Raw genomic sequence first — 24,903 nt, 5'->3', positions numbered from 1 at the left:
CCCGTTCCCGCCCTGTTGTGGTCTGCCCACCCCGATTAGCAGCCAGCGGCCACGGCGCACACCCCCGCCATGGTCACACCGGGCATGAATGAGGCAGGGAATGCGGCAAAACGGCAACGTCGGCCGCGCGTGTGGCGCATCAGCGGTTGCATCATCGGGCGCGGACCGGCATGTTCCCGCCACTGAATTTCGTACACACGGTACATTGACCATGCCGGGCAAGGGAACCGGTGCAGCCGGGCGCAGGGAGCACTCCATCAAGTCATGATGTATTACAGTCGGCTCAGAATGGCCTCGGTCATTGGCGTATGTCTGATCGGGCTGGCGCTGTGCCTGCCCAATGTCATAAGCCAGCCCATGGCATCCCTGCCCTGGCGCCAGATCCACCTCGGGCTTGACCTGCGGGGCGGCTCCTACCTGCTCCTGCAGGTGGACATGAACAGTGTGGCGGCCGACCGGGTGCGCGGGCTGCAGGATGAAACACGCCAGACCCTGCTGAAGAATTCGCTGGGCTACCGTAACCTGGCCGCCACCGCCCATGGCGTGACGTTCACGCCGCGCACACCCGAAGAGACGCAGCCCGACCTGAAGGCGCTGCGCGCCATGCCGATGAACGTGCCGGGCGAATTCAGCGTGGAACAGGCCGATGGCGGCCAGATCGCCATCACCCTGTCCACCGAAGCCGCCCGCCAGCGCGCCTATGACGCGGTGACCCAGTCGATCGAGATCGTGCGCCGCCGTATCGACGCAACCGGCGCCATCGACCCCGAGATCACCCGCCAGGGCGAAGACCGGATCATTGTCGAACTGCCCGGCATCAGCGACCCCGAGCGGGTGAAGAACCTGCTGGGCACCACGGCGAAGATGACGTTCCATCTGGTGGCGGATTCCGCCATCGGGTCTTCCGTGCCGCCGCCGGGCGTAGAAATGCTGCCCATGAGTGACGGGCAGAGCAAGCTGCCGGTGTTCTCGCATGTGGACGTGGATGGCGCGGACCTGACCAACGCCAGTGCCTCGATCGACCAGCAGAGCGGCGAATGGGCGGTGAACTTCACGTTCGATTCGACCGGCGCGCAGGAATTCGGTGACGTGACGCGGGCCAATGTGGGCAAGCGCTTCGCCATCGTGCTGGATAACAAGGTGATCGAGGCCCCGGTCATCCGCACCGCCATTACCGGCGGCAGCGGGCAGATCACCGGCGGGTTCAGCGCGCAGCAGGCCACCGACATGGCGCTGCTGCTGCGCGCGGGCGCGCTGCCGGCCCCGCTCAACGTGATCGAGCAGCGTTCCATCGGCCCGTCACTGGGTGCGGATTCGATCCGGGCGGGCGGTTACAGCCTGGCTGCCGGCTTCGTGCTGGTGATCGCGTTCATGGCGCTGTTCTATGGCCGGTTCGGCTGGTACGCCAACATGGCGCTGCTGGCCAACCTGGTGCTGATGACGGCCATCCTGTCGCTGTTCGAGGCCACGCTGACCCTGCCGGGCATGGCGGGCATGCTGCTGACGCTGGGTATGGCGGTGGATGCGAACATCCTGATCAACGAACGCATCCGCGAGGAAGTGGCCCGTGGCCGCAGCGCGCTCCAGGCCATGCAGGCAGGCTTCGAGCGGGCCACCAGTACAATCGTGGACAGTAACGCCACCGCATTGCTGGCGCATGTGATGCTGTTCGTTTTCGGAACCGGGCCGGTGCGCGGCTTCGCGCTGACCATCACGATCGGTATCGTGACGACCCTGTTCACCACCCTTCTCCTGTCGCGGATGCTGATGGTGCGCTGGTATGCCCGCACACGCCCCAGCACCCTGCCGGTCTGAGGCGCGCCGCATGATGTTTGACCGTCCCCTTCTCCGGTTCGTGCCGCGTGGCACGAAAATCAACTTCATGCGGGGCCGTTTCATCGGTCTCGCCACATCGGCCGTGCTGTCCATCGCCTCGCTGATCCTGTTCTTCCACCCCGGCCTGACGCTGGGGCTGGATTTCCGCGGCGGTATCGTGGTGGAAGCGCGCACGCAGGGACCGGCGGATTTCAACGCCATCCGCGCAGCACTTGCGGCGCAGCATGTAACGGCCGCCGGCGTGCAGTCCTTTGGTGGTCCGGATGACGTGCTGATCCGCCTGGATACCCCGCCCGACAGCGAACCCGACCATGAGGCACGCACGCAGGCCATGGTCGATTCCGTGCGCCATGCCATCGCCACCCTGCCCGGCGCGCAGGTGCTGCGGGCGGATGCGGTGGGCGCCTCGGTCTCGAAGGAACTGTTCCACAACGGGATGCTGGCGCTGGGCATCAGCCTGCTGATGATCCTGGCCTATATCTGGTTCCGTTTTGAGTGGGAGTTCGCAGTCAGCGCGGTGGTGACGCTGGTGCTGGACCTGACCAAGGCCATCGGCTTCCTGGTCATCACGCATTTCGAATTCGATCTGGTGATGGTGGCCGCCATCCTGACCATTCTTGGCTATTCCACCAACGACAAGGTGGTGGTGTATGACCGCGTGCGTGAAAACCTGCGCAAATACCGCACCATGCCGCTGGCGGAACTGATTGACCTGTCGATCAATGAAACACTCAGCCGCACGCTGGGCACGTCATGCACCGTGTTCCTTGCGGCACTCCCACTGGCGCTGTTTGGCGGCGCCAGCCTGTCGGGCTTTGCGTGGGTGATGCTGTTCGGGATTGTGGTGGGCACGTCTTCCTCCATCTTCATCGCGGCACCACTGCTGCTGCTGATGGGGGAGAAACGCCTGCGCCGTGATGCACGGCCGCCCGCGCGCACCTAACCACGCTACACCGGGCATGAATGTTCGCGCAGCGACTCCGCGCGCGGGATTACCTGCGGGCAGGTGCGGCCGGTTGTGGCGGCACCTGCCCTTTTGCGTCGGGGCCATGTGAATCAGGCGGGGCCACCGTCGTAAGAAGCGGTGCGCCGGGCAGGCAGCGCGCGGGCGTCCTGCCCCCCAGCGTGGAGGGATCCGGCTGGTTGGTGCATGCGACCATGAGTTCCACCGCCTGCTGCCCCCTGCGCCGCGCGGCGCCGGAGGGTTTGCTGAGCGCGGCCAGCAGCATGCGCTTGCCGTATTTGAGCGAAATGGCCATGTCATACACCTGCTGGCCTGACAGACCGCCATCCTGCAGGCGGCTGACCAGCCCTCCTTCCGCCATGAAATAGGATGTAACCAGCAGGTAATCCCGCGCGGAGGGCGGCAGGTGGGCCATGTCCCGCTCCGGCGCTGCACTGTGGCACCCCGCGAGAAGGCCCGTGGCCGCCACGGCCAGCAGGCCCGTGCGTACATATCGTTTGAAATCAGTCATGAACCAGCTGCCCCCACATAGGAGAGGATATTGGGCAGTTCCGGTGGATGGCACAAGGTGGCCAGAACCGCGCGCATGAAAAACGGGCACCCTTCCGGATGCCCGTCATGCAGTCGCAGCCTGTCGGGAACGCTCAGGCCTTGGGCGTGGTCGCAGCCTTCTGCGCGGCGGCGTCGGCCTTCAGCACATCGAGAATGTCCTGCAGCAGCACCTCGTTGCGCGGGGGTGCCGGGGGGGTGGCGGGCTTCTCGGCCTCTTTCTTCACGGTCAGGCGGTTGATCACCTTCACGACCCAGAAAATGACAAAGCCGATGATGATGAACTGGATCACGGCATTGAGGAACAGGCCGACATTGAGCGTGACCGCCCCGGCCTTCTGTGCCTCGGCCAGCGTGGCAAGATGCGGCCCGCGCAGCGTGACGAACAGGTTGGTAAAGTCGATACCACCGATCAGCAGGCCCAGTATCGGGGTAAAGATATCCTTGACCAGGCTGTTCACGATTGCGGTGAACGCAGCACCCACGATCACACCAACCGCCAGGTCAACCACATTGCCGCGCATCAGGAAGGCGCGGAATTCCCCCAGCCAGCCAGGTACGTGAATATCCTTTACGTGCAGTTCGGGCACGTGGTCCGGCAGTTTTGCCATGAAGGCCAATCCTTTGATCTGATCGAAGATGGTTCAGGTCTAGCAACATCCCGCCGCCATGACGACACCATATTGCACCGACCGCCACAGCCTGCGCCATCATGATGCAACGGGGTAACACCCGGGCCGGCTGGCGGGGCAAACCGGCTTTTATGGGGATCGGGTGTTGATCTTGCCGGTCCTTGTCGTCTATACGCCTGCCGATACATCGCCCCCGGTCGGCATCGGTGGGCCCAGCGCGAAAGTTGTTTGAAATGAAATCCGGCATCCACCCCGACTATCACGAGATCAATGTCATCATGACCGATGGCACCGAGTACAAGACCCGTTCCTGCTACGGCAAGCCCGGCGATACGCTGCGCCTGGACATCGACCCGAAGTCCCATCCGGCATGGACCGGCGTGCAGCGCATGATGGACACCGGGGGCCAGGTCGCCAAGTTCAACAAGAAGTTCGGTGCACTGGGGCAGCGCAAGAAGGGCTGATCGCCCTACGCCTCCCACTACCGAAGTCTGTACTGCCGGGAATGCCCGGTCCCTTGAACGGGGGGCCGGGCATTCCCATGTCTGGAATACGCCGGGCGCCCAAGCGGGTCCGTGCGCATCAACCGGAAATGGCGGTCCGCTCAACCGAGGGACCGCATTGCAGCAGACCTTGCTTCATGGAGGTTATGAACATGGCTTATGATTTCGCGCCGCTGTTCCGCAGCGCCATAGGATTTGACCGTCTGGCCCAGCTTGTCGATACGGCGGCCCAGAACCCGGTCAGCCCGTCCTATCCCCCCTACAACATCGAAAAACTGTCCGACGCCCAGTACACCCTGACCATGGCGGTAGCCGGGTTTGGCCCCGATGATATCGAACTTACGGTGCAGGACAACACGTTGATCGTGTCCGGCCGTGTGGGCGATGCCCCGGCACAGGGCAGGGAAATGCTCTATCGCGGCATTGCCACGCGCGCATTCGAGCGCCGCTTCGTGCTGGCCGACCATGTAGTGGTGGAAAATGCCGACCTGACCAACGGCCTGCTGCGCATAGCCGTGCGCCAGATCGTGCCCGAGGCGCTCAAGCCGCGCCGCATTCCCGTCTCGTCCGGGCAGTCCCTGGCGGGTGACGCCCAGAACGACCGGCAGCCCGGAACGGACCGGCCTGATGGTGCCGACATGGATAGCGCCATCGCGGCCCAGGCGACGGCATCCGCCCCCCGGCCCGCAGGCTGCTGCGCGGCATAAGGGATAGTGCCCACGGCATGCAGCGGGGGCGGGCCAGTGGTCCGCCCCCGTTTTTTATTGATGCGAAACATCCCGGCCGCACGGATTGAAGTCTTGACCTTTGCTACCCGCAACCGTCATATCACTGCCACGAGTGTTTTCTGTTTCTGGCGCGCCAGCAGGTACGCACGGTTCCCGCTCCGGGAAGGAACCGTTTCGAACACCCTCTCAGGTGCCTGCGTGTGGCGCCACACGCTGTAGGACCTGATTGATAATGACTGCCCTGCCCCTGATGCCCAAGGCGACCGCCGTGTGGCTTATTGAAAAGACGGCACTGACCTTTACCCAGATTGCCGAATACTGTGGAATGCACCCCCTGGAGGTCCAGGCCATCGCCGACGGGGAAGTGGCACAGGGAATCCGGGGTTATGACCCGATTGCCCACCACCAGCTGACGCAGGTGGAAATCACGCGCTGCGAAAAGGACCCCGAGGCACGGCTGAAGGGCCTTCCGCCCGCCAACCCGATCAACCGCCGTTCCAAGGGCGCGCGCTACACGCCTGTGGCCAAGCGCAATGACCGCCCGGATGCGATTGCCTTCATCCTGCGCAACTTCCCGCAGCTGTCCGAGCAGCAGACCAGCAAGCTGCTGGGTACCACCAAAGACACCATCGAGAAGGTGCGGACCAAGCAGCACTGGAACAGCCCCAACATCAAGCCGCGTGACCCGGTCACGCTGGGCCTGTGCAGCCAGACGGACCTGAACGCAATGGTGCTGGCCGCCAATGAGCGCCTGGCGCGTGAAGGCCAGGCCGTGCCGCCGCCGCTGGAACTGGATGACGACGGCGATCACGCCATCTGATCCGCCCCGCCGCCCGTGATGGGCGGCGCAAGCGTGACCAGACCGCCCGGTCAGCCCAGCCGGGCCAGGCGTTCGATCTCTTCCTTTACGCGAAGTTTCTCAAGCTTCAGGCGCCGTATGGTCCCCTCATCAGGCAGGGGCCTGCGGTCCTCGTCAAAAATGCGGGCATCGAGCCGTGCATGACGGGTCTTGAGGCTGTTGATACGTGCTTCGTACGACATGGAATCCTCCAGCGTCTTTTGCTGCAACCCGGTCAGGCTAGACCAGACGCGCGGCGGAATTCCATGTTAAAATTGCAGGCCAAGGACACGGCCCCCGGCATTTCGCCTTTTGCGGCGGATATGCTTAGGATAGGGACATGCCCACCTAACAGACGAGCCGCCATGCTGACAGATCGGGATACCCTCCTTCGCAAGCTGCACGAACTGCGCAGCGAACACCGTGACCTTGATACGGTCATAAGCCGCATGGCCCTGCAGGTAACGGACCAGTTGCAGCTGCAACGGCTGAAAAAGCGCAAGCTCCTGCTGAAGGATGAGATCACATGGCTGGAAAGCCGCCTGATCCCGGACAGCATCGCCTGAATACACAAGACGAGAGTACGCCAATCGTGCCCACCCCTCCCCCTTCGCCCTCCGGCACACCTTCCCCGCGCGTGGGGCTGATCATGGGCAGCCAGTCCGACTGGGAAACCATGCGCCACGCCACCGCCGTGCTGGAGGCGCTGGAGATCGCGCATGAAGTGCGCATCGTATCCGCCCACCGCACGCCGGACCGCCTGGCCACCTATGCAAAGACGGCACAGGAGCGCGGCCTGTCGGTCATCATTGCCGGTGCGGGGGGGGCTGCGCACCTGCCGGGCATGTGTGCCGCATGGACCGCGCTGCCGGTGCTGGGGGTGCCGGTCGAATCGCATGCGCTCAAGGGCATGGACAGCCTGCTGTCAATCGTCCAGATGCCCGGCGGCATTCCCGTGGGCACGCTGGCCATCGGCAGGGCCGGGGCAACCAATGCCGCCCTGCTGGCTGCCTCCATCCTGGCACTGTCCGACCCGGCACTGGGGCACAGGCTGGCTGCGTGGCGCGCGAGGCAGACGGAATCCGTGGCAGGGGAACCGACCCGATGAGCGCGCTCCCTCCCGGCCGCGTCCTTGGCATTGTTGGCGGCGGGCAGCTTGGCCGCATGTCCGCCGTTGCCGCCGCCCGCCTTGGCTATCGCGCCCATATCCTGACCACCGAGGCCGATGGCCCGGCAGCCCAGGTCGCCCACGCCATTACCGTGAGCCAGTATGATGACCACGACGCCCTGCGCCGCTTTGCCGATGCGGTGGATGTCATTACCTTCGAATTCGAGAATATCAGCGCCGACGGACTGGACCTGCTTTCCAGCATTCGCCCCGTGCACCCGGCGGGCGCCATCCTGCGCATAAGCCAGGACCGCATTGCCGAAAAAACCTTCATGGGGGAAAACGGCATTCCCGTCGCCCCATGGCATGCGGTGGAGACCCGGGCTGATCTGGACCGGGCGGCGGATGCGCTGGGCTATCCGTTCATCCTCAAGACCACGCGCCTTGGCTATGATGGCAAGGGTCAGGCCCGCATCCGCAGTAAAGCCGATCTGGACCACGCATTCGACACGCTGCGCCCCCACCCGCTGGTGGCCGAAGGCATGGTGCGCTTCGCGTGTGAGGTCAGCGTGATGGTGGCGCGCAACGGACAGGGCGAGATCAGCACCTTTGACGTGACCGAAAACCGCCACCGTGACGGGATACTGGACATAAGCCTGGCCCCGGCCCGCATCGCCCCCGATATCGCGACGCAGGCGCAGGCACTGGCGCGACGCATCGCCACGGCGCTCGGTCTGGTCGGGCTGCTGGGGGTCGAGATGTTCGTCGACCATGATGGCAGCCTGCGCGTGAACGAGATCGCGCCCCGCCCGCACAATTCCGGCCACTGGACCATGAATGCCTGCCCGGTGGACCAGTTCGAGATGCATGTGCGCGCGGTAACCGGCCTGCCATTACCGCCCGCCGTCCGCCATGGCGACGCGGTGATGAAAAACCTGATCGGCCCCGATGACATGGCGCTGTGGCCGCGGATCATGGCCACTCCCGGCCTGCTTGCCCATCATTATGGCAAGGCTGAAGCCCGGCCCGGCCGCAAGATGGGGCATGTCAACGTGCTGTTTCCCGCAGGTGGCCTGCCAGGGGAGTTCGGGGTGAATGCCGCCCTTGGACCGCTGGCGCGCCCGATGGATAAAGAAGGCGACTAGACAAGCAGCCCCGCGGCACGGAAGCTGAGGGTACGACCATTGCCGACGATGATATGGTCGTGCACCTCCACGTCCATCAGCCTGCCGATCTGGGCGATGCGCATGGTCATCTCAATATCCGCGCCCGACGGTTCCGCCCGGCCGGTCGGGTGATTATGCGCCAGCACCAGCCGGGCCGCGCCCAGATTCAGGGCGCGGCGCATGATCTCACGCGGGTAGACGGGGGAATGGTTGACCGTGCCGGTACCCATCAATTCATCGGAAAGCAAGTGGAACCCGGCATCAAGGAACAGCACGCGGAACTGCTCGACCACCTCATGGCCCATGCAGGCCTGCAGGTAGGCTTCCAGCCCCGCCTGCCCGGATAGGACATCGGTCCTGCGCACCCGGCTGCGATAAAGCCGGAGTGCTGCCTCACGCATCACGGCCAGCAGGGGTGGCAGGGTGGTGCCCCGGCCTGCCACCTCATCCAGCGCGCCGACATGCGCGGACAGCACCATTCCGGCCGAACCGAAACGCTCCAGCAGTTCAGCCGCCATCCGGTCCGGTGCCGGATGGCTGGTATCAAGCGTGCGGATCAGGCGCTGCAGGAAGGCATGGTCATCCGCCCGGCTTATGGTTCCGGACAGGGGAACCGATACGGCAGCCTGTGGCCTGTGATCGGACAAAACGGGACTTCCCAACAATTTCAGGACAAATGTCAGCCTGATGGTACATGATACGGGCAGGACGAGGAGGTTATAGACCTGCATGCATTTCAAGAAATCCCATACCGTACTCTTTGATCTGGACGGAACCATTGTCCGCTCCCGCGATGGCATCGTGGACTCCATCCATGCCGTACTGCGTGACCTGGGGCATGAACCCGACCTGTCGATAGACCTGACATGGGTGGTCGGCCCCCCGCTGGAGGAACTGATCGCCCATATTCTCGCCCATTACGGCGATGACCGGGTAGAGGAGGCAATGGCGCTCTACCGCCAGCATTACGAATCGGAAGGCATGCACAAAAGCCCCGTGTTCGATCACATGCGCGAAGTGATCGAGACGCTCTCGGCCGGGGGCGTGCGGCTGTTTGTGGCGACATCCAAGCCGCGGCACCTGGCGCGCAAGATCCTGCACCTGCGTAATCTCGTGCAGTATTTTGACGGGCTGGCCGGCGCGCGGGCGGATGACAGCGGTGCCGAAAAGCCCGAACTGATCGCAGCCCTGCTGCGCGAGCAGGACATCAACCGCGAAGACGCGCTCATGATTGGTGACCGCCGCTTCGACATCAGTGGCGCGCACGCCAATCATGTCCGTGCACTGGGCGTATTGTGGGGCTATGGCACCCGGGCCGAACTGACGGAAGCCGGGGCCGATGCGCTGGTCAGCCAGCCATCCGAACTGCTGGAGGCCATCCGCCAGCAGTTTGCCGCAGCCGATGCCCATGGCTGAACGAAGCGTCAGTCCTGCATGAAGGCGCGCAGGCTGACCGTCGTGCCTGCCCCCCGGAGCAGACAGTCCTGTACCATCAGCCCCATCAGCCGGGCGTGGATGTACAGCATGCGCGCCCAGCGCCGGTCCGCCGTGTCCGCCTGCGCGGGCGGCGGGGATGCGCCCGTGTCCCGCACTGCAATCAGTGATACGGCATGCAGGTCCAGCGCACGCGCCAGGATGGCACGGCACAGGGCTGCGGGTGTATCCATCGGCACGATTTCATCGGCCAGCAGATGGGCCGCCGCGTCAAGATGGAGCATCCGCACCCCGCTGGAATCATGAATGGGCAGGCGGTCGCAGTAGTCCAGCACCGTTGGCATGTCGGGCAGGAGCACACGCCCGCGCAGGTCGGCATGGGCAAGCCGCCGGGCCGCCAGCGCGGGACAGGCCATGACCGCAACCCCGCGCGGCCCCAGCCCTGCCGCACGCAGCCCTGCGGGCGTGGCCTCCAGCACGGCTTCCAGGCTGCCGAAATGCGCCAGCAGCGCCTTGGCCTGCGGCTTGGTATCCCGCCGGGGAACGGCCGCGAACAGCAGGACTTCCAGCAGTTCATAATCCGCCAGCGACTGCGCGCCAGCCATGCGGATGCGCTGGCGCATGCGTGCCCGGTGGCCACCCGGCCCCGTGGCCACGGCTTTTTTTACAATCTCCCCAGCCTTCAACCGCATTCTCCTCCAGCCCATCGTGGCATCGCAACCGCATTATGTGGCCCTGACTGATAGCATTGGTGCCCCCGCGCAGGGATTGCTATAGAAGACAGTGCCATGGACAGCCTTATCCCAACCGGCCGTGCGCCGGATTACCTGAACCGCCTCAATCCCGAACAGCGGGACGCGATCGAGACCACGGACGGCCCCCTGCTGGTCCTTGCCGGTGCGGGCACGGGCAAGACGCGGGTGCTGACCACGCGGTTCGCGCATATCCTGCTTTCGGGCCGTGCGCGCCCCAACCAGATCCTTGCCGTGACCTTTACCAACAAGGCCGCGCGCGAAATGCGCGAGCGTGTGGGCGCCCTGCTGGGCGAACCGGCGGAAGGACTGTGGCTGGGCACGTTCCATGCCCTGTGCGCGCGCATGCTGCGCCGGCATGCAGAATATGTGGGGCTTACCAGCAGTTTCACCATCCTTGATACCGACGACCAGCTGCGCCTGCTCAAGCAGGTGCTCGAACCCTACCGTATCGACACCAAGCGCTGGCCGCCACAGGCAATCATGGGCGTGATCCAGCGATGGAAGGACCGCGGGCTGGTACCCGACGCCATAACGGCAGCGGAGGACACGGACTTCGCCAATGGTCGCTGTGCCGAGATCTATACCGACTACCAGCAGCGCCTGAAGCAGCTCAATGCCTGCGATTTTGGCGACCTGATGCTGCACATGACGGAAATCCTGCGCAGGCACCCCGACGTGCTGGCGCAGTACCACCGTTTCTTCCGCTACATTCTGGTGGATGAATATCAGGACACCAACACCATCCAGTACCTGTGGCTGCGGCTGCTGGCCCATCGTGACAGCCAGCCATCCAACATCTGCTGCGTGGGCGATGATGACCAGTCGATCTATTCATGGCGCGGGGCGGAAGTGGAGAACATCCTGCGCTTTGAACGTGACTTCCCCGGCGCGCGCGTGGTGCGGCTGGAGCGCAATTACCGCTCCACCCGCCAGATTCTGGGTGCGGCATCGGGCCTGATCGCACATAACGAGGAACGTCTGGGCAAGACGCTCCACCCCGGCCGCGAGGACGCGGAAGGCGAAAAGGTACGCGTGATTTCCGTGCAGGATTCGGATGACGAGGCCCGCATGGTCGGCGCGGAGATCGAACGCCTGCGCGCCGATGGCCACCCGATGGCGGAGATCGCGATCCTTGTCCGCGCGGGCTTCCAGACCCGCGCGTTTGAAGAACGGCTGATCACGCTGGGCCTGCCCTACCGCGTGGTGGGTGGCCTGCGCTTTTACGAACGCGCCGAAATCCGTGACGCCATCGCCTACATGCGCGTGGTCAGCCAGCCGTCCGATGACCTGGCGTTCGAACGCATCATCAACGTGCCGCGCCGGGGCGTGGGCACCACGGGCCTGCAGAAGATGCACATGCATGCCCGCGAACGCCAGATGCCCCTGACTGCCGCGGTGCTCGAAATGCTGGCGGCGGGCGAGATCAGGGGCCGGGCGAAGGAGCAGCTTGCCACCCTCATGCGCACGCTGGGCGCCACGCGCGACATGCTGGGGCGCGAGGGACATGTCGTCGCCATCGACCACCTGCTGGAGGAGAGCGGCTATATCGACATGTGGAAGGCCGACAAATCCCCCGATGCGCCGGGGCGGCTGGAAAACCTGAAGGAACTGGTCCGCTCGCTGGCGGATTACGAGAACCTCGGCGGCTTTCTTGAACATGTCGCCCTTGTCATGGATGCCGAGGACCGCTCGGGCGCCGACAGCATGAGCATCATGACCCTGCACGGCGCCAAGGGGCTGGAGTTCGATACCGTGTTCCTGCCGGGATGGGAGGAAGGGGTCTTTCCCTCCCAGCGCACGCTGGATGAAGGGGGGCTGAAGGGGCTGGAGGAAGAACGTCGCCTGGCCTATGTCGGCATTACGCGGGCACGGAAACTGGCGATCATAAGCCACGCCGCCAACCGCCGCATCTATGGCAACTGGCAGTCCGCCATCCCCAGCCGCTTCGTGGAGGAACTTCCTGCCGAACATATCGAAAGCCGGGGCGACACATCCAATGGCAGGCGCGGCTTCGCTGGCCGCCCCGCCGTGTTTGGCAGCACACCCTTCCCGCTGGTGGCCGCACGGCGCGTGCATGATGTCACGCCCACCGCCACCGCATCGGGCATGACGGCTGGCGTACGGGTCTTCCATCAGAAATTCGGCTACGGCACCATTACTTCCGTCGAGGGAAACCGGCTGGAAGTCGCGTTTGAAAAAGCAGGCCCCAAGCGGGTGATCGATACATTTGTTGAGCAGGTATAAATGAGCCTTTCCCCCCGGCGTCACGCCACAGAACTGGAAACCATATCGGTCACGGTACCCCCGGATGCGGTTGAAGCCTACGAAGCCGCCCTGTCCACCGTATGCGCCACCATTGGCATATTCGAAGTGGACGACAACCAGACCCTGTGGCGGGTGGAAGGTGTCAAGGACATTGGCAGCGGGGAGGAGGAACTCCGCGCGGGGCTGATCATGGCCGCGCTTGCCACCGGCGTGGATGCCGGACTGGAACGCAGCCATACCGAGTCCGAAGGCTGGCTGGCCCGCACCTACGAATCCTTTCCCGAACAGCTTGCGGGGCAGCGCTTTGCCATCCGTGGCACGCATCTGGATGATGCGCCCAACCCGCAGCGCATCACCATCACGCTGGATGCGGGGGTTGCCTTCGGCTCGGGCGAGCACGGTTCCACGCGCGGCTGCCTGCGCGCGCTGGAAATGGTGGCCCATCGCAGGCCACGCCGCATCCTCGACCTTGGCTGCGGCTCGGGCATCCTGGCCATGGCAGCCGCCGCCCTGCTGCATACGCCGGTGCTGGCGACCGATATCGACCCGTGGTCCGTGCGCGTGACCCGGCGCAACGCCGCGATGAACGGGCTGGGCAACCTTGTGTCGTGCCATCTGGGCAATGGCTGGTCCACGCCCGCCATCCGCCACCATGCGCCCTATGACCTTGTGTTCGCCAATATCCTGGCCCGCCCGCTCTGCGCCATGGCGGCCGATCTGGCCCACAACCTGCTGCCTGGTGGCACCGCCATCCTTGCGGGGCTGCTGAACACGCAGGTCCGCATGGTGCTGGCCGCCCACCGCCGCCACGGACTGGTGCTGGAGCGCCACCTGCGGGAAGGAGACTGGGGCACGCTCATCCTGCGCAGGCCCCATGGCTGATCCATCCGACATCCTGATCCGCGATGCAACGGATGCGGACATTCCCGCCATTGTCGCGATCGTCAACCACGCCATCCTCAACAGTACCTCGATGTGGGAAACGCACGAGACCACCGTTGCCGCCCGGCTGGAATGGCTGCATTCCAGCCAGGCCAGCGGCTTTCCCGTGCTGGTGGCGCAGATGCCCGATGGCCATGTGGCGGGCTACAGCAGCTGGAAAACGTTCCGTCCGTTTTCGGGCTACCGCTACACGGTTGAACACTCGCTCTACATCGCGCCGGCCTACAAGCGCCGTGGCATTGGCAGCATCCTGCTGCAGGCCCTGTGCGAGCGGGCGAAGGCGGCGGGTGTGCACGTGATGATCGCGGGCATTACCTCCACCAACATCGCCTCACGCAGGCTGCACGAGCGTTTTGGCTTCCAGCATGGCGGACTGCTGCCCGAATGCGGCACGAAATACGGGCGGTGGATGGATCTTCTATTCCTCTACCGCATCATGTCGGCCGCCTGACCCCATCACCCCCGACCAAGGATATTTCCATGTCCCCTGTCCCCAGCCGACCTGACGCGCTGCGCACCGTTCTCAGCCAGATGGGCGTTGACGGCTTTATCCTGCCCCGTGGGGATGAACATCTGGGCGAATACGTCGCCCCCTGTGCCGAACGGCTGGCATGGCTGACCGGCTTTACCGGCAGTGCGGGCATGGCGGCCATCCTGCCCGACCGTGCCGCCGTGTTCTCCGACGGGCGCTATACCACCCAGATGGACCAGCAGGTGGACGCCACCGCATGGGAGCGGCTGCACATCCGCGAAACGCCGCCCCCCACCTGGCTTGCGACCCATGGCGGCACGCGGCGCATCGGCTACGACCCGCGCCTGATCAGCGAAAGCGCGCTGCGCCCCTTCAGCGATGCGGGGCTGACGCTTGTCGCCCTGCCCGCCAATCCGGTGGACCGGATCTGGACCGACCGCCCCGCCGCACCCTGCACCCCCTGCGTGCCCCAGCCGGAGGACCTGGCAGGCCAGTCCAGCCACGACAAGCGCGCCACCCTTGCCGCCAGCCTGCGCGACGCGGGTGAAAGCGCGCTGGTACTGAGCGATCCGGCCTCCATTGCCTGGCTGCTCAATATCCGCGGGCGTGACGTGCCCTATACCCCGCTTACCCTGTCCTTCGCCATCATGCATGATACCGGGCATGTGACCCTGCTGGTCGATCCGGCCAAGCTGTCGGACACGACCCGCGCCTGGCTGGGGGCGGACGTGACCGTGCTGCCCCCCGATGCGCTGGAGCACACGCTGCGGGCGCTGGCCCCGGCCCGCGTGCAGGTCGACCCGACCAGCAACGCCATCTGGTTCATCCAGACACTGGCGGATGCGGGCGCCACGGTGATCCGCAAGGAAAACCCATGCGTGCTGCCCAAGGCGGTCAAGAACCCGACCGAGCAGGAAGGCAGCCGCCGCGCTCACCTGCTGGATGGCGTGGCGATATGCCGCTTCCTGCACTGGCTGGACCACAACGCCACCCGCACCACGGAACTGGACGCGGCGGAACAGCTCGACCGCTTCCGGGCCGCAAGCCCCGATTACCGTGAGGAAAGCTTCCCCGCCATTTCCGGCGCGGGACCGAACGGCGCGGTCATCCATTACCGTGTCACCCCCGGGACCAACCGCGCCCTGCGTGCGAACGAGGTCTATCTGATCGACAGTGGCGGGCAGTATCCCTTTGGCACCACCGATATCACCCGCACCGTCTGGACCGGGCCTGACGCACCGGACAATACGGTCCGCGATGCCTTCACCCGCGTGCTGCGCGGGCATATTGCCCTGGCTTGCGCGCGTTTCCCCACCGGCGTGACGGGCCACGCGCTGGACGCGCTGGCCCGCCATGCCCTGTGGGAAGGGGGACTGGATTACGACCATGGCACAGGCCATGGCATTGGCAGCTACCTGTCCGTGCATGAAGGCCCGGCAACGATTGCCCCCGTCTTCCGCCCCGTGCCGCTGCGCGCGGGGATGATCCTGTCCAACGAACCGGGCTACTACCGCCCCGGCGCGTTCGGCATCAGGCTTGAGAACCTGCATCTGGTCCAGCCTTCCGCCATTGGGGAGGCCAGGCGCAGTTTCCTGGAATTCGAGGTGCTGACACATGCCCCGTTTGACCGGCGGCTGATTGATACAGTCCTGCTGCAACCTGACGAAACTGCATGGCTGGACCGCTATCATGCACGGGTTTTCGAAAGGATCGCCCCACATCTGGAGAGTCCGGCACGCACATGGCTTGAAGCCGCCTGCGCGCCGCTGCACGCCGGATAATGTGACTGCAAAAGCACGGCCATGGCCCCGTGGCCCGATTGTCACACGGGGCGGGGCGGCCTAGGACTTTTAACCAGTTCCGACGGGGCACCCGGCAACGAACCGGGTCCGCCAAGCCGGTGCGCATGCTGAAACGCTTTTCAGTAGCAAGCACAAAGGGAGACGTTCGAGAATGTCCACAGAAAAAACAATTCCCGCTACCCTGATTCCCGGTGATGGAATCGGGCCTGAGATTGTCCAGTCCGTTGTCGAGATCCTGGATGCGGTCGATGCACCCTTCAAATGGGAAAAGGCCCTTGGCGGTGTCGCGGCACTCGACGCCACCGGCAGCCCGCTCCCCAAGGAAACCATCGAGAGCATCCGCCGCACCGGCCTTGCGCTGAAGGGCCCGCTGACCACGCCCGTCGGTGGCGGCTTCAAGTCCATCAACGTGACACTGCGCCAGGAGTTCGGCCTGTTCGCGAATGTCCGCCCCACAAAGACCATCGTGCCCGGCGGCCGGTTCGAGAACATCAACCTCGTCATCTTCCGCGAGAACCTCGAAGGGTACTACGCGGCGATGGAAAACTACATTCCCTACGGTGATGACCCGCACGCCATCGCCACCAGCGCAGGCTACACCACACGCAGGGAATGCAACCGCATTGTCCGCTACGCCTTTGAATACGCGGTCAAGAACAACCGCAAGCGCGTGACCCTGGTGCACAAGGCCAACATCCTCAAGCTGCTGACCGGCCTGTTCCTGGAAGAAGGCCGCAAGGTCGCCAAGGAATATGAAGGCCGCGTGGAAGTGAACGAGCGCATCGTTGACGCCTGCGCCATGCAGCTTGTGACCGACCCGTGGCAGTATGACTGCATCGTCACCACCAACCTGTTCGGTGACATCCTGTCCGACCTGACGGCGGGCCTGGTTGGCGGGCTTGGTCTGGCACCGGGCGCCAATATTGGTGAGAAGGCTGCAGTGTTCGAGGCCGTGCATGGCTCGGCGCCCGACATTGCGGGCCAGAACAAGGCCAACCCGACATCGCTGCTGCTGGCTGCCAACATGATGCTGGCGCATGTGGGCCGCCAGGATCTGGCCAGCCGCATCGACAAGGCCATCGAGAAGGTCATCACCTCCGGCGCGGTGCGCACGGGTGATCTGGGCGGCAAGGCCACCACGACCGACCTGACCGCAGCCCTGAAGCAGGCGCTGGTCTGATACGGTCTGACCCTGCGGCAGCCAGCCTGTCGCGGAATATGGAAAAGGGCCGTGGCGTTTGATCCGCCACGGCCCTTTTTCCTTGGGATGGCCAAAGAGGGGCAGGAAAAGTTTTTGGGTGCCGCCTTTTTTCAGAAAGGCGGCGTGCTTCGAAGCTTTTTGAAAAAAGCTTCACCAAAACCTTATCTCGGTCCCTCAACTGCCGCGATAGGTCGAAAACCCGTAGGGCGAGACCAGAAGCGGCACGTGGTAATGCCCGCCTTTTTCCCCCGGTGCCCCCCGCGCCATGCCAAAGGCGATGGGCACCACGTCAAGGAATGGCGGGTCCGACAGCGCGACAGCGCGGCTGCGGAAATAATCCGCCACGCTGAATTCCAGACGGTAGGAACCGGCCTGCATGTCCCCGGTCTGCTGGCCCAGTTCCGGGCAGCGGCCATCCGCATTGGTCACGCCACGGAACAGGCAGCCCTGCCCCGCCCACAGGCTGATCGCCATGCCTGCGGCGGGCCTGCCTGAAACAAGGTCGAGAACGTGGGTGGAAAGGGTGCTCATGGTTCCTGCTCCAGCCGTGCCAGCACATCGGCCAGCCGCAGGGCGGCAATCCTGTTGATTTCACGCAGGGCGGCCTGCTGTTCGGCCTCGAACGTGTTTTCCAGCCGGGCGTACAGCCCGTTCAGAATGCCCTCCTTGTCCGACTGCCGCACGCAGATGATGAACGGAATGCCGAATTTGGCGGTATAGGCATCATTCAGGGCGCGGAAGGTCGCGAATTCGTCCGGTGTCAGGCGGTCCAGCCCGGCGCACGCCTGCTCGGCAGCCGAAGCCGATGTGAGCGTCGGGTCCACGCCCATGCGCTGCGCCAGTTCGGGATGGGCGCGGATCAGCGCCATCTTTTCCGCCTCCGTCGCCCGGTCCAGTTCATGACGCATGGCAGCGAGCATGGCATCGCGGTCCGCAAAGGGCGCATGGGCGTGTGCGCGCCGGGCAATCCAGGGCGAGTGCTCGTATATCGGGCCGAACAGTTCGACAAACCGCACCGCGGACATTGCATCGACCCGGTCCATCACGTTTTTCATGCCGGATGCACCTTCAGCCAGTGGCGCGCGATATCAAGCCGTGTCGCGACCCATACCTTCTCACGCGTGGCAATGTAATCCAGAAAACGCGCCACCGTCCGCGCCCGGCCCGGACGGCCCGCAACACGGCAGTGCAGGCCGACCGACATCATGCGCGGTTTGTCCGCCCCCTCCTCATACAGTTCGTCAAAGGTGTCGCGCAGGTAGTTGAAGAACTGCTCCCCTTCGGTAAAGCCGTTCAGGGCCACGAAGCGCATGTCGTTCACATCCAGCGTATAGGGCACGACCAACTGCGCGCGGCCATGGCTGCGGTCGTAATACGGCAGGTCATCGGCATAGGAATCCGCGTCGTATACAAAGCCGCCTTCTTCCGCGACCAGACGGGCGGTATTGGGGCTGGTGCGGCCCTGGTACCAGCCCAGCGGGCGTGATCCGGTCAGTCTGGCATGCAGTGCGATACATTCGTGTATATGCGCCCGTTCCACCGCTTCGGGCACATGCTGGTAGTCGATCCAGCGCAGCCCATGGGATGCGATCTCCCACCCGGCTTCCTTCATCGCAGCCACCGCTTCCGGATTCCGCGCCATGGCCGCCGCCACGCCAAATACCGTAAGTGGCTGCTGGCGCCGGGTAAAGATGCGGTGCAGCCGCCAGAATCCGGCGCGCGCGCCATATTCATACAGGCTTTCCATTGCAATGGCGCGCGCGCCGGGAATGGAGTGCGCGCCCACCATTTCGGACAGGAACGCCTCTGACCCGCGATCACCGTGCAGGACCGAATTCTCGGCCCCCTCCTCATAATTGATCACGAACTGAACGGCGATGCGCGCCCCGCCGGGCCATTTCGCATCGGGCGGATTACGCCCGTATCCCACAAGATCACGCGGGTAGGCTTGTGCTTCAGGCATACTGGCGTGCTCTCCGGTTATCAGGCGTTATAGGTGGCGAGAGCAGCATCAACACCGGCACCGGCGGTAAAACCGTAGCCTTCGGCGCGCAGTACCGCTTCCAGTGCGCCCAGCGTAAGCAGCACCTTGTGCTTCTCGGCATTGTAGCCCATGGCACCGATACGCCAGATCCTGCCCTGCAGCGGGCCGAAGGCGGAGCCGATCTCGATCTCGAAATCCTCACGCATGCGGGCGCGCACGCGCTCGCCATCAATGCCCTGGGGAATGTACACACCCGTCACGTTGGTCATGCGGTGCATGTCGCTGCCAAACAGTTCCAGCCCCATGGCGCGCAGGCCCGCCCCCATGGCTTTCGAAGCAGCGGCATGGCGGGCGAAGCGGGCATCCAGCCCTTCTTCCAGCATCACGCGCGCCGCCTCGCGCGCGGCGTACAGCATGCTTGTCGCCTCGGTATGGTGGTTGAGCCGCCTTTCGGACCAGTAATCCATGATCATGGCCAGATCGAGATAGTTCGACGCAATGCGCAGGCGCGTGCCATCCGCCGTATCGCTGCCACGGATGCCGGCTTCCACATGGCGGCGGGCGAAGATATGCGCAGCCGCCCGGTCGGAAATGGTGATGGGCGATGAACCCGGCGGCCCGCCCATGCATTTCTGCAGGCCACCGCTGACCACATCCACCCCCCAGCAGTCGGTCGCAACCGGCATGCCGCCCAGCGTGGCCGTGGCATCGACATAGGACAGCACATCGTACTGGCGGCACAGCGCGCCCAGGCCATCCAGCGGCTGGGCCATGGTGGTGGAGGTATCGCCATGGATGCATGCCAGCACCTGCGGCCGATGGGTCCTGATCGCCGCCTCGATCTGCTCCAGCGTGGCCACTTCCCCCCACGGAATGTCCAGTGTTGCGATTTCGGCCCCGATGCGGGCCGCGATTTCCGACAGCAGCAGGCCAAAGCGGCCCGCGCGCACAATCAGCAGTTTCATCCCCGGTTCGACCAGCGAGACGAGGGCCGCCTCGATACCCGCGCGCGCCGTGCCATCGACCAGCATGGTCCAGCGGTTTGCGGTCATGAAAACCTGACGGTAAAGGTCCATCGTCTGGTTCATGTAGTCCGTCATTTCGGGGTCGAACTGCCCCAGCATGTCGGCTGCCATGGCGCGCAGCACGCGCGGGTGGACATTGACCGGCCCCGGTCCCATCAGCAGCCGGGCGGGAGGGTTGATCTGGCCATGGAAGGGCTGTGTCATCCAGGATGTCTTTCCAAAAATCCGACAAAGGCAATCAGGGCACGCAGCGCGACATCCGCATCCGCCCCGGTCACGGATTCGGCGGGGTTGTGGCTGATCCCTCCGGCACAGCGGATGAACAGCATGGAAACCGGGGCCAGATGCGCCATGATCATCGCATCATGCCCCGCCCCGCTGACCAGCAGGGGGGCGGGCAGGCCGGTCACGCTGTCCACCGCGCGTTCCATGAGCGCGGTCAGCCGCCCGTCACATGGCGTGGCATCAAGGTCCAGCTTGAGGGTAATGTCGATTTCCAGCCCGCGCGTGCGGCAGGTCTGGCGGGCCACATCCAGTATGGCGGCCACCGCCCCGTCACGCGCCGCATTGGTACCGGCGCGGACATCAAGGCTCATCACCACCGTCCCCGGCACCACGTTGGCCGCCCCCGGCGCCACGTCCAGCGCGCCAACCGTGGCCACCAGCCCGTCCGCCCCCGCGCGCCCGATCCGCTCGGCCGCAAGAACGATCTCGGCCGCCGCCGCCAGCGCGTCACGGCGCAGCGCCATGGCCACCGTGCCCGCATGGCCCGCCATGCCGTGCAGGGTCATGCTGTAGCGCTGCTGGGCGGCGATGGCGCTGACCACGCCCAGCGGGCGGTCCCGTGCTTCCAGCGCCGGACCCTGTTCTATATGGGCCTCGACATAAGCCATGACCGGGTCATCCCTGCGCGATGCGGTATGCATCCGCCCTGTATCCAGCCCGAAGCCTTCCAGCGCGCCCGCCAGCGTCTCGGTCCCGGCCCAGTCAGGCATGGCCGGGTCGGGTTCGCGCAGGAGTCCCGCCACCGCGTGCGAGGTCAGCATGCCGGTTGGAAAGCGCGATCCCTCCTCATCTCCAAACCCGATGACTTCCAGCGCGAAGCGGAAGCGTCTGCCCGTACGGGCAAAATGGGCCACCGTCTCGATGCCCAGGATCACGCCCAGCATGCCATCGTAAAAGCCACCATCACGCACGCTGTCGATATGCGAGCCGAGCAGCACGACCGGGGCATCGGGGGCCAGTCCCTCATACCGGGCAACAAGGTTGCCCGCCGCGTCCATGCGCGTGGTCATGCCCGCGTCATGCATCCATGCCACCAGCCGGCTACACGTCGCACGGTAGGCAGGGCCGAGATAGGGCCGGAACAACCCGCCTTCCATATCCGAATACGGCGCGCGCCCCAGTTCGGTGCAACGCGCCACCGCGCGCTGGCCTGATGGTGTGTCCATGGCCACCATCGTGGCTACCATGCCGCCACGCATCCATCACTGCGCGGGTCGGCCGCCCCCTCCAGCAGGCCGGAGGGATGGCGCACCAGTGCGCCCGCGTGGCCCATCATGGACGAAAATGCCGCAACCCGTTCCATCTGGTGGCCCGCCGCCTGCATGCGGGCAATCACCTCGGGGTCGAAACGGTCCTCGTATTTCAGGCTGACACTTGCTTCACCCCATGTACGGCCCAGCAGCCAGCGTGGCGCGGTGACCGCCTGCTGCAGCGGCACACCATAACGGGCATAGCGGGTAAAAAGCGCCGCCTGCGTCTGCGGCTGTCCTTCTCCCCCCATGGTGCCATAGACCATGGTGCGGCCGTCATCCAGCCGGGCCCCGGCGGGATTGAGGGTATGGAAGGGCTTGCGCCCCGGTCGCAGGCCGTTCCAGCCCTGCGCATCAAGGCCGAAGCTGGAACCCCGGTTCTGCCAGACCACACCGGTACGCGGCAGCACGATGCCCGATCCATATTCGAAATACAGGCTCTGGATCATGCTCACGGCCAGCCCGTCGGAATCGATCACGCCCAGCCAGACCGTATCCCCCACCTGTGACGGCCATGGCCAGGGGGCTGCCCTGTCGGGGTTGATGGCGGCGGCCATGCGGTCCAGCGCCTTGTGGTCATTTAGGATATCCTGCGCCCGCACGGTCATGTAGGCGGGATCACCCACATGGGTATCACGGTAGCGGAAGGCCTGCTTGGTCGCTTCCACCAGGCCGTGCAGGTAATCGAAATCATCCGCCTGTCCCGCGCGCAGCCGGTCGAACAGGGCAAGGATCAGCAGCGAGGCCACGCCCTGCGTGGGCGGCGCCATGTTGTACAGGTCCGCCCCGTGGATACGCGCATGCAGTGCGGGCTGGTGGCTGGCACGATGCGCCTGCAGGTCCGCCAGCGTAAGCGGGCTGCCCAGATCGGTCAGGTCGGCAGCGAGTTCGCGCGCCACCCTGCCACGGTAGAAACTGTCCAGCCCGTCATCCACCAGATGGCGCAGCGTAGTGGCAAGGCGGGGATTGTGCAGGATATCGCCCGCCTCCGGCAGTCTGCCACCGGGCATGAACTGGGCGGCAAACCCCGGCACGTCCCGCAGTTCGCCGACCTTCTGCGCTGTCAGTCTGGCGGCACCTGCGGTAACGGGCGCACCCTGTTCGGCGTAGTACAACGCGTCACGCAACACGCGCCCCAGCGGCAGGCCCGGCGCCATGGCATGGCTCCACCCCAGCGCCATGTCCCATCCGGACACGGTGCCCGCCACCGTATTGGCCGCAAGCGGGCCCCGCCACGGAATGGCGTCCAGCCCCGCCGCATGGTAGAAGCCCGCATCGGCCCGGGCCGCCGCCGCCCCGCAGGCGTCGATCGTTTCCACACGGCCATCGGGCCACATGGTCAGCCAGAAGGCATCACCGCCAATGCCGGTCATGTGCGGGTAGACGACCGCAAGTGCTGCCGCCGTAGCGACGGCGGCCTCCAGCGCGGTGCCACCGGCCTTGAGCACATCCAGCCCGGCCTGACTGGCCAGATGATGGGGGGATGTGACCATCCCCCGGCATGAACGCGGCGTATTGAGCATCAGCTGTCCTTTCGGGCGTAGCCTGCATCCAGTGGCTGGCAGCGCAGCAGGCCCGCGCGCTGCAGTTCGGCCGCTACGGCAAACAGGCTGGCTTCCGCGTCCGGCGCGCCAATCAGCTGGATGCCAAGCGGCAGTCCGTCCACCGCCAGCGGGGCCGCCAGAACAGGCAGGCCCGCAAGGCTGACGGGCTGGGTAAAGATGCCCAGATTGGCCCGTGCCGGTACACTCCGGCCATCCACCATGATGGTCGGCTGGTCGATACGCGGCGCAACACCGACCGTGGTCGGCGCCACCAGCACATCGGCCTGGCTAAGGGCTTCGTGCACCTGCGCGCGGAACCAGCGCCGGAAGCGCTGCGCCTGCACGAAGGTGGAGGCCGGCAGCATGGCGCCGGCCATGAGCCGAGCGCGCGTTGCCGGATCATACTGCATGGACCGCCGGCGCAGGCGCGGCAGGTGCAGGTTGCCCCCCTCCGCCGCGCTAATCAGGAAGGCGGAGGCGCGGGCGCGGGCGACTTCAGGCAGTTCGACAACCTGCCCGCTACCCAGATGCGCCATGACCGCATCGATCCCTGCCGTTATTTCGGAGCTGATGTTGCTGGCAAACCAGCCGCCAAGACGCGCGACACGTACGCCCGCCACATCGGGCAGCGCGTCGATCGTCCTGCCCGCCATGATGGCGTAAACCGCCTGCAGGTCCGCAAGTGTGGCCGCCATTGGTCCCGCCACGTCAAGACTTGCCACGAACGGATAGACACCACGCAGCGGTACCTGCCCATAGGTGGGCTTGAGCCCCCATACCCCGCACAGCGAGGACGGGATGCGGATAGAGCCGTTGGTGTCCGACCCCAGCGTGAACGGCAGCAGCCCCGCCGCGACCGACGCCGCCGACCCGCCCGATGACCCGCCTGCCAGGCGCGCGGTATCATGCGGGTTGCAGGTCGTGCCGGTATGCGCGTTTTCGGTTGAGAAACCGTAGGCGAATTCATCCATGTTCAGCGTGGCCACCGGCACGGCGCCCGCCGCGCGCAGGCGGGCCACCACGGTTGCATCCTGCGTTGCGGGCAGGTTGTCACGCAGCACGATGGACCCCGCGGTAGTCACTTCGCCGCATACGTCAAACAGGTCCTTCACGCCAAAGGGCACGCCCGCCAGTGGCCCGGGGTCGCGGCCTGCCGCTACTGCTTTATCCACTTCCTCCGCCTGCGCCACGGCGGCGGGGCCCAGGATGCGGGTCACACTGTTGAAGCGGGTGTCACGGGCCTCGATATCCGCGATCACGGCGGTCACGACCGAGACGGCGGTCCGGCGGCGTGCCCTGACATCGGCCGCAATGGCAAAGGCCGCCCCCATGGCCTGCACATCGGCGTTCATGGCGTGTACCCATAGGCGGGTTCACAGTCATCGGGCAGCGCGAAGCCGCCAAGCAGGTCGGCATAACCCTGCAAAAGCATGGCATTCGCCACGACATCGGGCAGGCATGCCGCCGGAATGGTCAGCCCGACAAGCCGCGCCATGTCCGGCACGGGGGGAACCCTGTGATCATCATGCCCGCCCGCGCCCGTAACCGGTGCGGAAGGGGAAAGGCGTGGAGCGCTGCTCATCTACTCACTATCTCCCGAATGGATCAGTCTACCCGGGA

The 24,903-nt window shown here is 65.2% G+C and carries 27 protein-coding genes; 14 read left to right on the top strand and 13 right to left on the bottom strand.

The genetic code is table 11. The features are described from left to right. Nucleotides 1-264: 264 nt before the first annotated feature. On the top strand, nucleotides 265-1,815 hold the full coding sequence (gene secD, locus LDL32_RS15770) for a protein translocase subunit SecD (protein WP_233068395.1): 1,551 nt from the start codon (nucleotides 265-267) through the stop codon (nucleotides 1,813-1,815). A 13-nt stretch (nucleotides 1,816-1,828) separates the two neighbouring features. Continuing rightward, nucleotides 1,829-2,779, top strand: a complete 951-nt coding sequence (secF, locus tag LDL32_RS15765) for a protein translocase subunit SecF (RefSeq protein WP_233068998.1) — start codon at nucleotides 1,829-1,831, stop codon at nucleotides 2,777-2,779. A 49-nt stretch (nucleotides 2,780-2,828) separates the two neighbouring features. Here secF and LDL32_RS15760 read toward each other — a convergent pair whose 3' ends face one another. Together LDL32_RS15760 and mscL are read right to left on the bottom strand one after the other, a co-directional pair. Continuing rightward, on the bottom strand, nucleotides 2,829-3,311 hold the full coding sequence (locus LDL32_RS15760; RefSeq protein WP_233068394.1) for a hypothetical protein: 483 nt from the start codon (nucleotides 3,309-3,311) through the stop codon (nucleotides 2,829-2,831). Nucleotides 3,312-3,444: 133 nt separating this feature from the next. Next, the gene (mscL, locus tag LDL32_RS15755; RefSeq protein ID WP_233068392.1) at nucleotides 3,445-3,960 is read right to left on the bottom strand and encodes a large conductance mechanosensitive channel protein MscL; all 516 of its coding nucleotides are present in this window, start codon (nucleotides 3,958-3,960) and stop codon (nucleotides 3,445-3,447) included. Between the two features lie 254 nt (nucleotides 3,961-4,214). On the opposite strand from mscL, the gene rpmE reads away from it, so the two are divergent. The 3 genes from rpmE (at nucleotide 4,215) to LDL32_RS15740 (ending at nucleotide 6,032) form a co-directional block, all read left to right on the top strand. Next, entirely contained in the window at nucleotides 4,215-4,445 is a 231-nt protein-coding gene (gene rpmE, locus LDL32_RS15750; RefSeq protein ID WP_233068390.1) for a 50S ribosomal protein L31, read from the top strand. Between the two features lie 191 nt (nucleotides 4,446-4,636). Continuing rightward, nucleotides 4,637-5,191 (top strand): Hsp20 family protein, encoded by a 555-nt coding sequence (locus LDL32_RS15745; protein WP_233068388.1) that lies wholly within the window; start codon nucleotides 4,637-4,639, stop codon nucleotides 5,189-5,191. Nucleotides 5,192-5,444: 253 nt separating this feature from the next. Beyond that, nucleotides 5,445-6,032, top strand: a complete 588-nt coding sequence (locus LDL32_RS15740; RefSeq protein WP_233068387.1) for a DUF1013 domain-containing protein — start codon at nucleotides 5,445-5,447, stop codon at nucleotides 6,030-6,032. A gap of 50 nt (nucleotides 6,033-6,082) precedes the next feature. Here the strand turns inward: LDL32_RS15740 and LDL32_RS15735 are convergent, their stop codons facing one another. Beyond that, nucleotides 6,083-6,253: a YdcH family protein gene (locus tag LDL32_RS15735; RefSeq protein WP_233068386.1), complete on the bottom strand. Its 171-nt coding sequence runs from the start codon at nucleotides 6,251-6,253 to the stop codon at nucleotides 6,083-6,085. A gap of 162 nt (nucleotides 6,254-6,415) precedes the next feature. Between LDL32_RS15735 and LDL32_RS15730 the strand changes: the two genes are divergently transcribed. Genes LDL32_RS15730 through LDL32_RS15720 form a run of 3 tightly spaced genes read left to right on the top strand, consistent with a single transcriptional unit; the run spans nucleotide 6,416 to nucleotide 8,303 of the window. Then, the gene (locus tag LDL32_RS15730; protein ID WP_007399319.1) at nucleotides 6,416-6,616 is read left to right on the top strand and encodes a YdcH family protein; all 201 of its coding nucleotides are present in this window, start codon (nucleotides 6,416-6,418) and stop codon (nucleotides 6,614-6,616) included. Between the two features lie 26 nt (nucleotides 6,617-6,642). Next, nucleotides 6,643-7,158 (top strand): 5-(carboxyamino)imidazole ribonucleotide mutase, encoded by a 516-nt coding sequence (gene purE, locus LDL32_RS15725; protein ID WP_370636780.1) that lies wholly within the window; start codon nucleotides 6,643-6,645, stop codon nucleotides 7,156-7,158. Then, complete coding sequence (locus LDL32_RS15720) at nucleotides 7,155-8,303, top strand: 5-(carboxyamino)imidazole ribonucleotide synthase (RefSeq protein ID WP_233068385.1); 1,149 nt, start codon at nucleotides 7,155-7,157, stop codon at nucleotides 8,301-8,303. The genes purE and LDL32_RS15720 overlap by 4 nt, the downstream gene beginning before the upstream one ends. Here the strand turns inward: LDL32_RS15720 and LDL32_RS15715 are convergent. Beyond that, nucleotides 8,300-8,971, bottom strand: a complete 672-nt coding sequence (locus tag LDL32_RS15715; RefSeq protein WP_233068384.1) for a RadC family protein — start codon at nucleotides 8,969-8,971, stop codon at nucleotides 8,300-8,302. The genes LDL32_RS15720 and LDL32_RS15715 overlap by 4 nt on opposite strands. Nucleotides 8,972-9,053: 82 nt before the next feature. Between LDL32_RS15715 and LDL32_RS15710 the strand changes: the two genes are divergently transcribed. Next, on the top strand, nucleotides 9,054-9,740 hold the full coding sequence (locus LDL32_RS15710; RefSeq protein WP_233068383.1) for an HAD hydrolase-like protein: 687 nt from the start codon (nucleotides 9,054-9,056) through the stop codon (nucleotides 9,738-9,740). An 8-nt stretch (nucleotides 9,741-9,748) separates the two neighbouring features. Here LDL32_RS15710 and LDL32_RS15705 read toward each other — a convergent pair whose 3' ends face one another. Then, nucleotides 9,749-10,450 carry a JAB domain-containing protein gene (locus LDL32_RS15705; RefSeq protein WP_233068382.1) on the bottom strand — a complete coding sequence of 234 codons (702 nt, stop codon included), beginning with the start codon at nucleotides 10,448-10,450 and terminating at the stop codon, nucleotides 9,749-9,751. Between the two features lie 96 nt (nucleotides 10,451-10,546). Between LDL32_RS15705 and LDL32_RS15700 the strand changes: the two genes are divergently transcribed. The 5 genes from LDL32_RS15700 (at nucleotide 10,547) to LDL32_RS15680 (ending at nucleotide 17,174) form a co-directional block, all read left to right on the top strand. After that, nucleotides 10,547-12,757, top strand: coding sequence for an ATP-dependent helicase (locus LDL32_RS15700; RefSeq protein ID WP_233068381.1), 2,211 nt, complete (start codon nucleotides 10,547-10,549; stop codon nucleotides 12,755-12,757). Then, a complete protein-coding gene (locus LDL32_RS15695) occupies nucleotides 12,758-13,660 on the top strand; it encodes a 50S ribosomal protein L11 methyltransferase (protein WP_233068380.1) in 903 nt (300 codons plus the stop codon). Beyond that, the gene (locus tag LDL32_RS15690; protein ID WP_233068379.1) at nucleotides 13,653-14,171 is read left to right on the top strand and encodes a GNAT family N-acetyltransferase; all 519 of its coding nucleotides are present in this window, start codon (nucleotides 13,653-13,655) and stop codon (nucleotides 14,169-14,171) included. The genes LDL32_RS15695 and LDL32_RS15690 overlap by 8 nt, the downstream gene beginning before the upstream one ends. Before the next feature lie 29 nt (nucleotides 14,172-14,200). Continuing rightward, a complete protein-coding gene (locus LDL32_RS15685; protein WP_233068378.1) occupies nucleotides 14,201-15,973 on the top strand; it encodes an aminopeptidase P family protein in 1,773 nt (590 codons plus the stop codon). Between the two features lie 172 nt (nucleotides 15,974-16,145). Beyond that, on the top strand, nucleotides 16,146-17,174 hold the full coding sequence (locus tag LDL32_RS15680; protein ID WP_233068377.1) for an isocitrate/isopropylmalate dehydrogenase family protein: 1,029 nt from the start codon (nucleotides 16,146-16,148) through the stop codon (nucleotides 17,172-17,174). 195 nt (nucleotides 17,175-17,369) lie between these two features. Here the strand turns inward: LDL32_RS15680 and uraH are convergent, their stop codons facing one another. From uraH to LDL32_RS15640, 8 genes are read right to left on the bottom strand one after another with little or no spacing between them, the layout of a single operon-like run. Continuing rightward, nucleotides 17,370-17,726 (bottom strand): hydroxyisourate hydrolase, encoded by a 357-nt coding sequence (uraH, locus tag LDL32_RS15675; RefSeq protein ID WP_233068376.1) that lies wholly within the window; start codon nucleotides 17,724-17,726, stop codon nucleotides 17,370-17,372. Continuing rightward, nucleotides 17,723-18,238 (bottom strand): 2-oxo-4-hydroxy-4-carboxy-5-ureidoimidazoline decarboxylase, encoded by a 516-nt coding sequence (uraD, locus tag LDL32_RS15670; protein ID WP_233068996.1) that lies wholly within the window; start codon nucleotides 18,236-18,238, stop codon nucleotides 17,723-17,725. The genes uraH and uraD overlap by 4 nt, the downstream gene beginning before the upstream one ends. 8 nt (nucleotides 18,239-18,246) lie before the next feature. Further along, the gene (gene puuE / locus LDL32_RS15665; RefSeq protein WP_233068375.1) at nucleotides 18,247-19,158 is read right to left on the bottom strand and encodes an allantoinase PuuE; all 912 of its coding nucleotides are present in this window, start codon (nucleotides 19,156-19,158) and stop codon (nucleotides 18,247-18,249) included. Nucleotides 19,159-19,178: 20 nt separating this feature from the next. Further along, nucleotides 19,179-20,408, bottom strand: coding sequence for an alanine--glyoxylate aminotransferase family protein (locus LDL32_RS15660; protein WP_233068373.1), 1,230 nt, complete (start codon nucleotides 20,406-20,408; stop codon nucleotides 19,179-19,181). After that, complete coding sequence (locus tag LDL32_RS15655; protein WP_233068371.1) at nucleotides 20,405-21,676, bottom strand: allantoate amidohydrolase; 1,272 nt, start codon at nucleotides 21,674-21,676, stop codon at nucleotides 20,405-20,407. The genes LDL32_RS15660 and LDL32_RS15655 overlap by 4 nt, the downstream gene beginning before the upstream one ends. Then, nucleotides 21,670-23,262, bottom strand: coding sequence for a gamma-glutamyltransferase family protein (locus LDL32_RS15650; protein WP_233068369.1), 1,593 nt, complete (start codon nucleotides 23,260-23,262; stop codon nucleotides 21,670-21,672). Before LDL32_RS15650 ends, LDL32_RS15655 begins: the two co-directional genes overlap by 7 nt. Next, the gene (locus tag LDL32_RS15645) at nucleotides 23,262-24,635 is read right to left on the bottom strand and encodes an AtzE family amidohydrolase (RefSeq protein WP_233068367.1); all 1,374 of its coding nucleotides are present in this window, start codon (nucleotides 24,633-24,635) and stop codon (nucleotides 23,262-23,264) included. Before LDL32_RS15645 ends, LDL32_RS15650 begins: the two co-directional genes overlap by 1 nt. Continuing rightward, entirely contained in the window at nucleotides 24,632-24,865 is a 234-nt protein-coding gene (locus tag LDL32_RS15640; RefSeq protein WP_233068366.1) for a DUF4089 domain-containing protein, read from the bottom strand. Before LDL32_RS15640 ends, LDL32_RS15645 begins: the two co-directional genes overlap by 4 nt. Between the last annotated feature and the right edge of the window lie 38 nt (nucleotides 24,866-24,903).

The sequence above is a fragment of the Komagataeibacter sp. FNDCF1 genome (assembly GCF_021295335.1).
In the GTDB taxonomy this organism is placed as follows: domain Bacteria; phylum Pseudomonadota; class Alphaproteobacteria; order Acetobacterales; family Acetobacteraceae; genus Komagataeibacter.
Note: the sequence above shows the minus strand (reverse complement) of the source record. Positions and strands in the feature narration are given on the sequence as shown.

What these genes read in the sequence shown, in the direction of transcription:
- LDL32_RS15710 (WP_233068383.1), top strand. Translation starts at nt 9,054, where the DNA reads ATGCATTTCAAGAAATCCCATACCGTACTCTTTGATCTGGACGGAACC.
- LDL32_RS15690 (WP_233068379.1), top strand. Translation starts at nt 13,653, where the DNA reads ATGGCTGATCCATCCGACATCCTGATCCGCGATGCAACGGATGCGGAC.
- LDL32_RS15760 (WP_233068394.1), bottom strand. Translation starts at nt 3,311, where the DNA reads ATGACTGATTTCAAACGATATGTACGCACGGGCCTGCTGGCCGTGGCG.
- LDL32_RS15650 (WP_233068369.1), bottom strand. Translation starts at nt 23,262, where the DNA reads ATGCTCAATACGCCGCGTTCATGCCGGGGGATGGTCACATCCCCCCAT.
- LDL32_RS15705 (WP_233068382.1), bottom strand. Translation starts at nt 10,450, where the DNA reads ATGCGGTTGAAGGCTGGGGAGATTGTAAAAAAAGCCGTGGCCACGGGG.
- LDL32_RS15645 (WP_233068367.1), bottom strand. Translation starts at nt 24,635, where the DNA reads ATGAACGCCGATGTGCAGGCCATGGGGGCGGCCTTTGCCATTGCGGCC.
- LDL32_RS15640 (WP_233068366.1), bottom strand. Translation starts at nt 24,865, where the DNA reads ATGAGCAGCGCTCCACGCCTTTCCCCTTCCGCACCGGTTACGGGCGCG.
- uraH (WP_233068376.1), bottom strand. Translation starts at nt 17,726, where the DNA reads ATGAGCACCCTTTCCACCCACGTTCTCGACCTTGTTTCAGGCAGGCCC.
- LDL32_RS15695 (WP_233068380.1), top strand. Translation starts at nt 12,758, where the DNA reads ATGAGCCTTTCCCCCCGGCGTCACGCCACAGAACTGGAAACCATATCG.
- puuE (WP_233068375.1), bottom strand. Translation starts at nt 19,158, where the DNA reads ATGCCTGAAGCACAAGCCTACCCGCGTGATCTTGTGGGATACGGGCGT.
- LDL32_RS15745 (WP_233068388.1), top strand. Translation starts at nt 4,637, where the DNA reads ATGGCTTATGATTTCGCGCCGCTGTTCCGCAGCGCCATAGGATTTGAC.
- rpmE (WP_233068390.1), top strand. Translation starts at nt 4,215, where the DNA reads ATGAAATCCGGCATCCACCCCGACTATCACGAGATCAATGTCATCATG.
- uraD (WP_233068996.1), bottom strand. Translation starts at nt 18,238, where the DNA reads ATGGACCGGGTCGATGCAATGTCCGCGGTGCGGTTTGTCGAACTGTTC.
- LDL32_RS15730 (WP_007399319.1), top strand. Translation starts at nt 6,416, where the DNA reads ATGCTGACAGATCGGGATACCCTCCTTCGCAAGCTGCACGAACTGCGC.
- LDL32_RS15655 (WP_233068371.1), bottom strand. Translation starts at nt 21,676, where the DNA reads ATGGTAGCCACGATGGTGGCCATGGACACACCATCAGGCCAGCGCGCG.
- LDL32_RS15680 (WP_233068377.1), top strand. Translation starts at nt 16,146, where the DNA reads ATGTCCACAGAAAAAACAATTCCCGCTACCCTGATTCCCGGTGATGGA.
- LDL32_RS15700 (WP_233068381.1), top strand. Translation starts at nt 10,547, where the DNA reads ATGGACAGCCTTATCCCAACCGGCCGTGCGCCGGATTACCTGAACCGC.
- mscL (WP_233068392.1), bottom strand. Translation starts at nt 3,960, where the DNA reads ATGGCAAAACTGCCGGACCACGTGCCCGAACTGCACGTAAAGGATATT.
- LDL32_RS15720 (WP_233068385.1), top strand. Translation starts at nt 7,155, where the DNA reads ATGAGCGCGCTCCCTCCCGGCCGCGTCCTTGGCATTGTTGGCGGCGGG.
- LDL32_RS15735 (WP_233068386.1), bottom strand. Translation starts at nt 6,253, where the DNA reads ATGTCGTACGAAGCACGTATCAACAGCCTCAAGACCCGTCATGCACGG.
- LDL32_RS15740 (WP_233068387.1), top strand. Translation starts at nt 5,445, where the DNA reads ATGACTGCCCTGCCCCTGATGCCCAAGGCGACCGCCGTGTGGCTTATT.
- LDL32_RS15660 (WP_233068373.1), bottom strand. Translation starts at nt 20,408, where the DNA reads ATGACACAGCCCTTCCATGGCCAGATCAACCCTCCCGCCCGGCTGCTG.
- secF (WP_233068998.1), top strand. Translation starts at nt 1,829, where the DNA reads ATGTTTGACCGTCCCCTTCTCCGGTTCGTGCCGCGTGGCACGAAAATC.
- LDL32_RS15685 (WP_233068378.1), top strand. Translation starts at nt 14,201, where the DNA reads ATGTCCCCTGTCCCCAGCCGACCTGACGCGCTGCGCACCGTTCTCAGC.
- secD (WP_233068395.1), top strand. Translation starts at nt 265, where the DNA reads ATGATGTATTACAGTCGGCTCAGAATGGCCTCGGTCATTGGCGTATGT.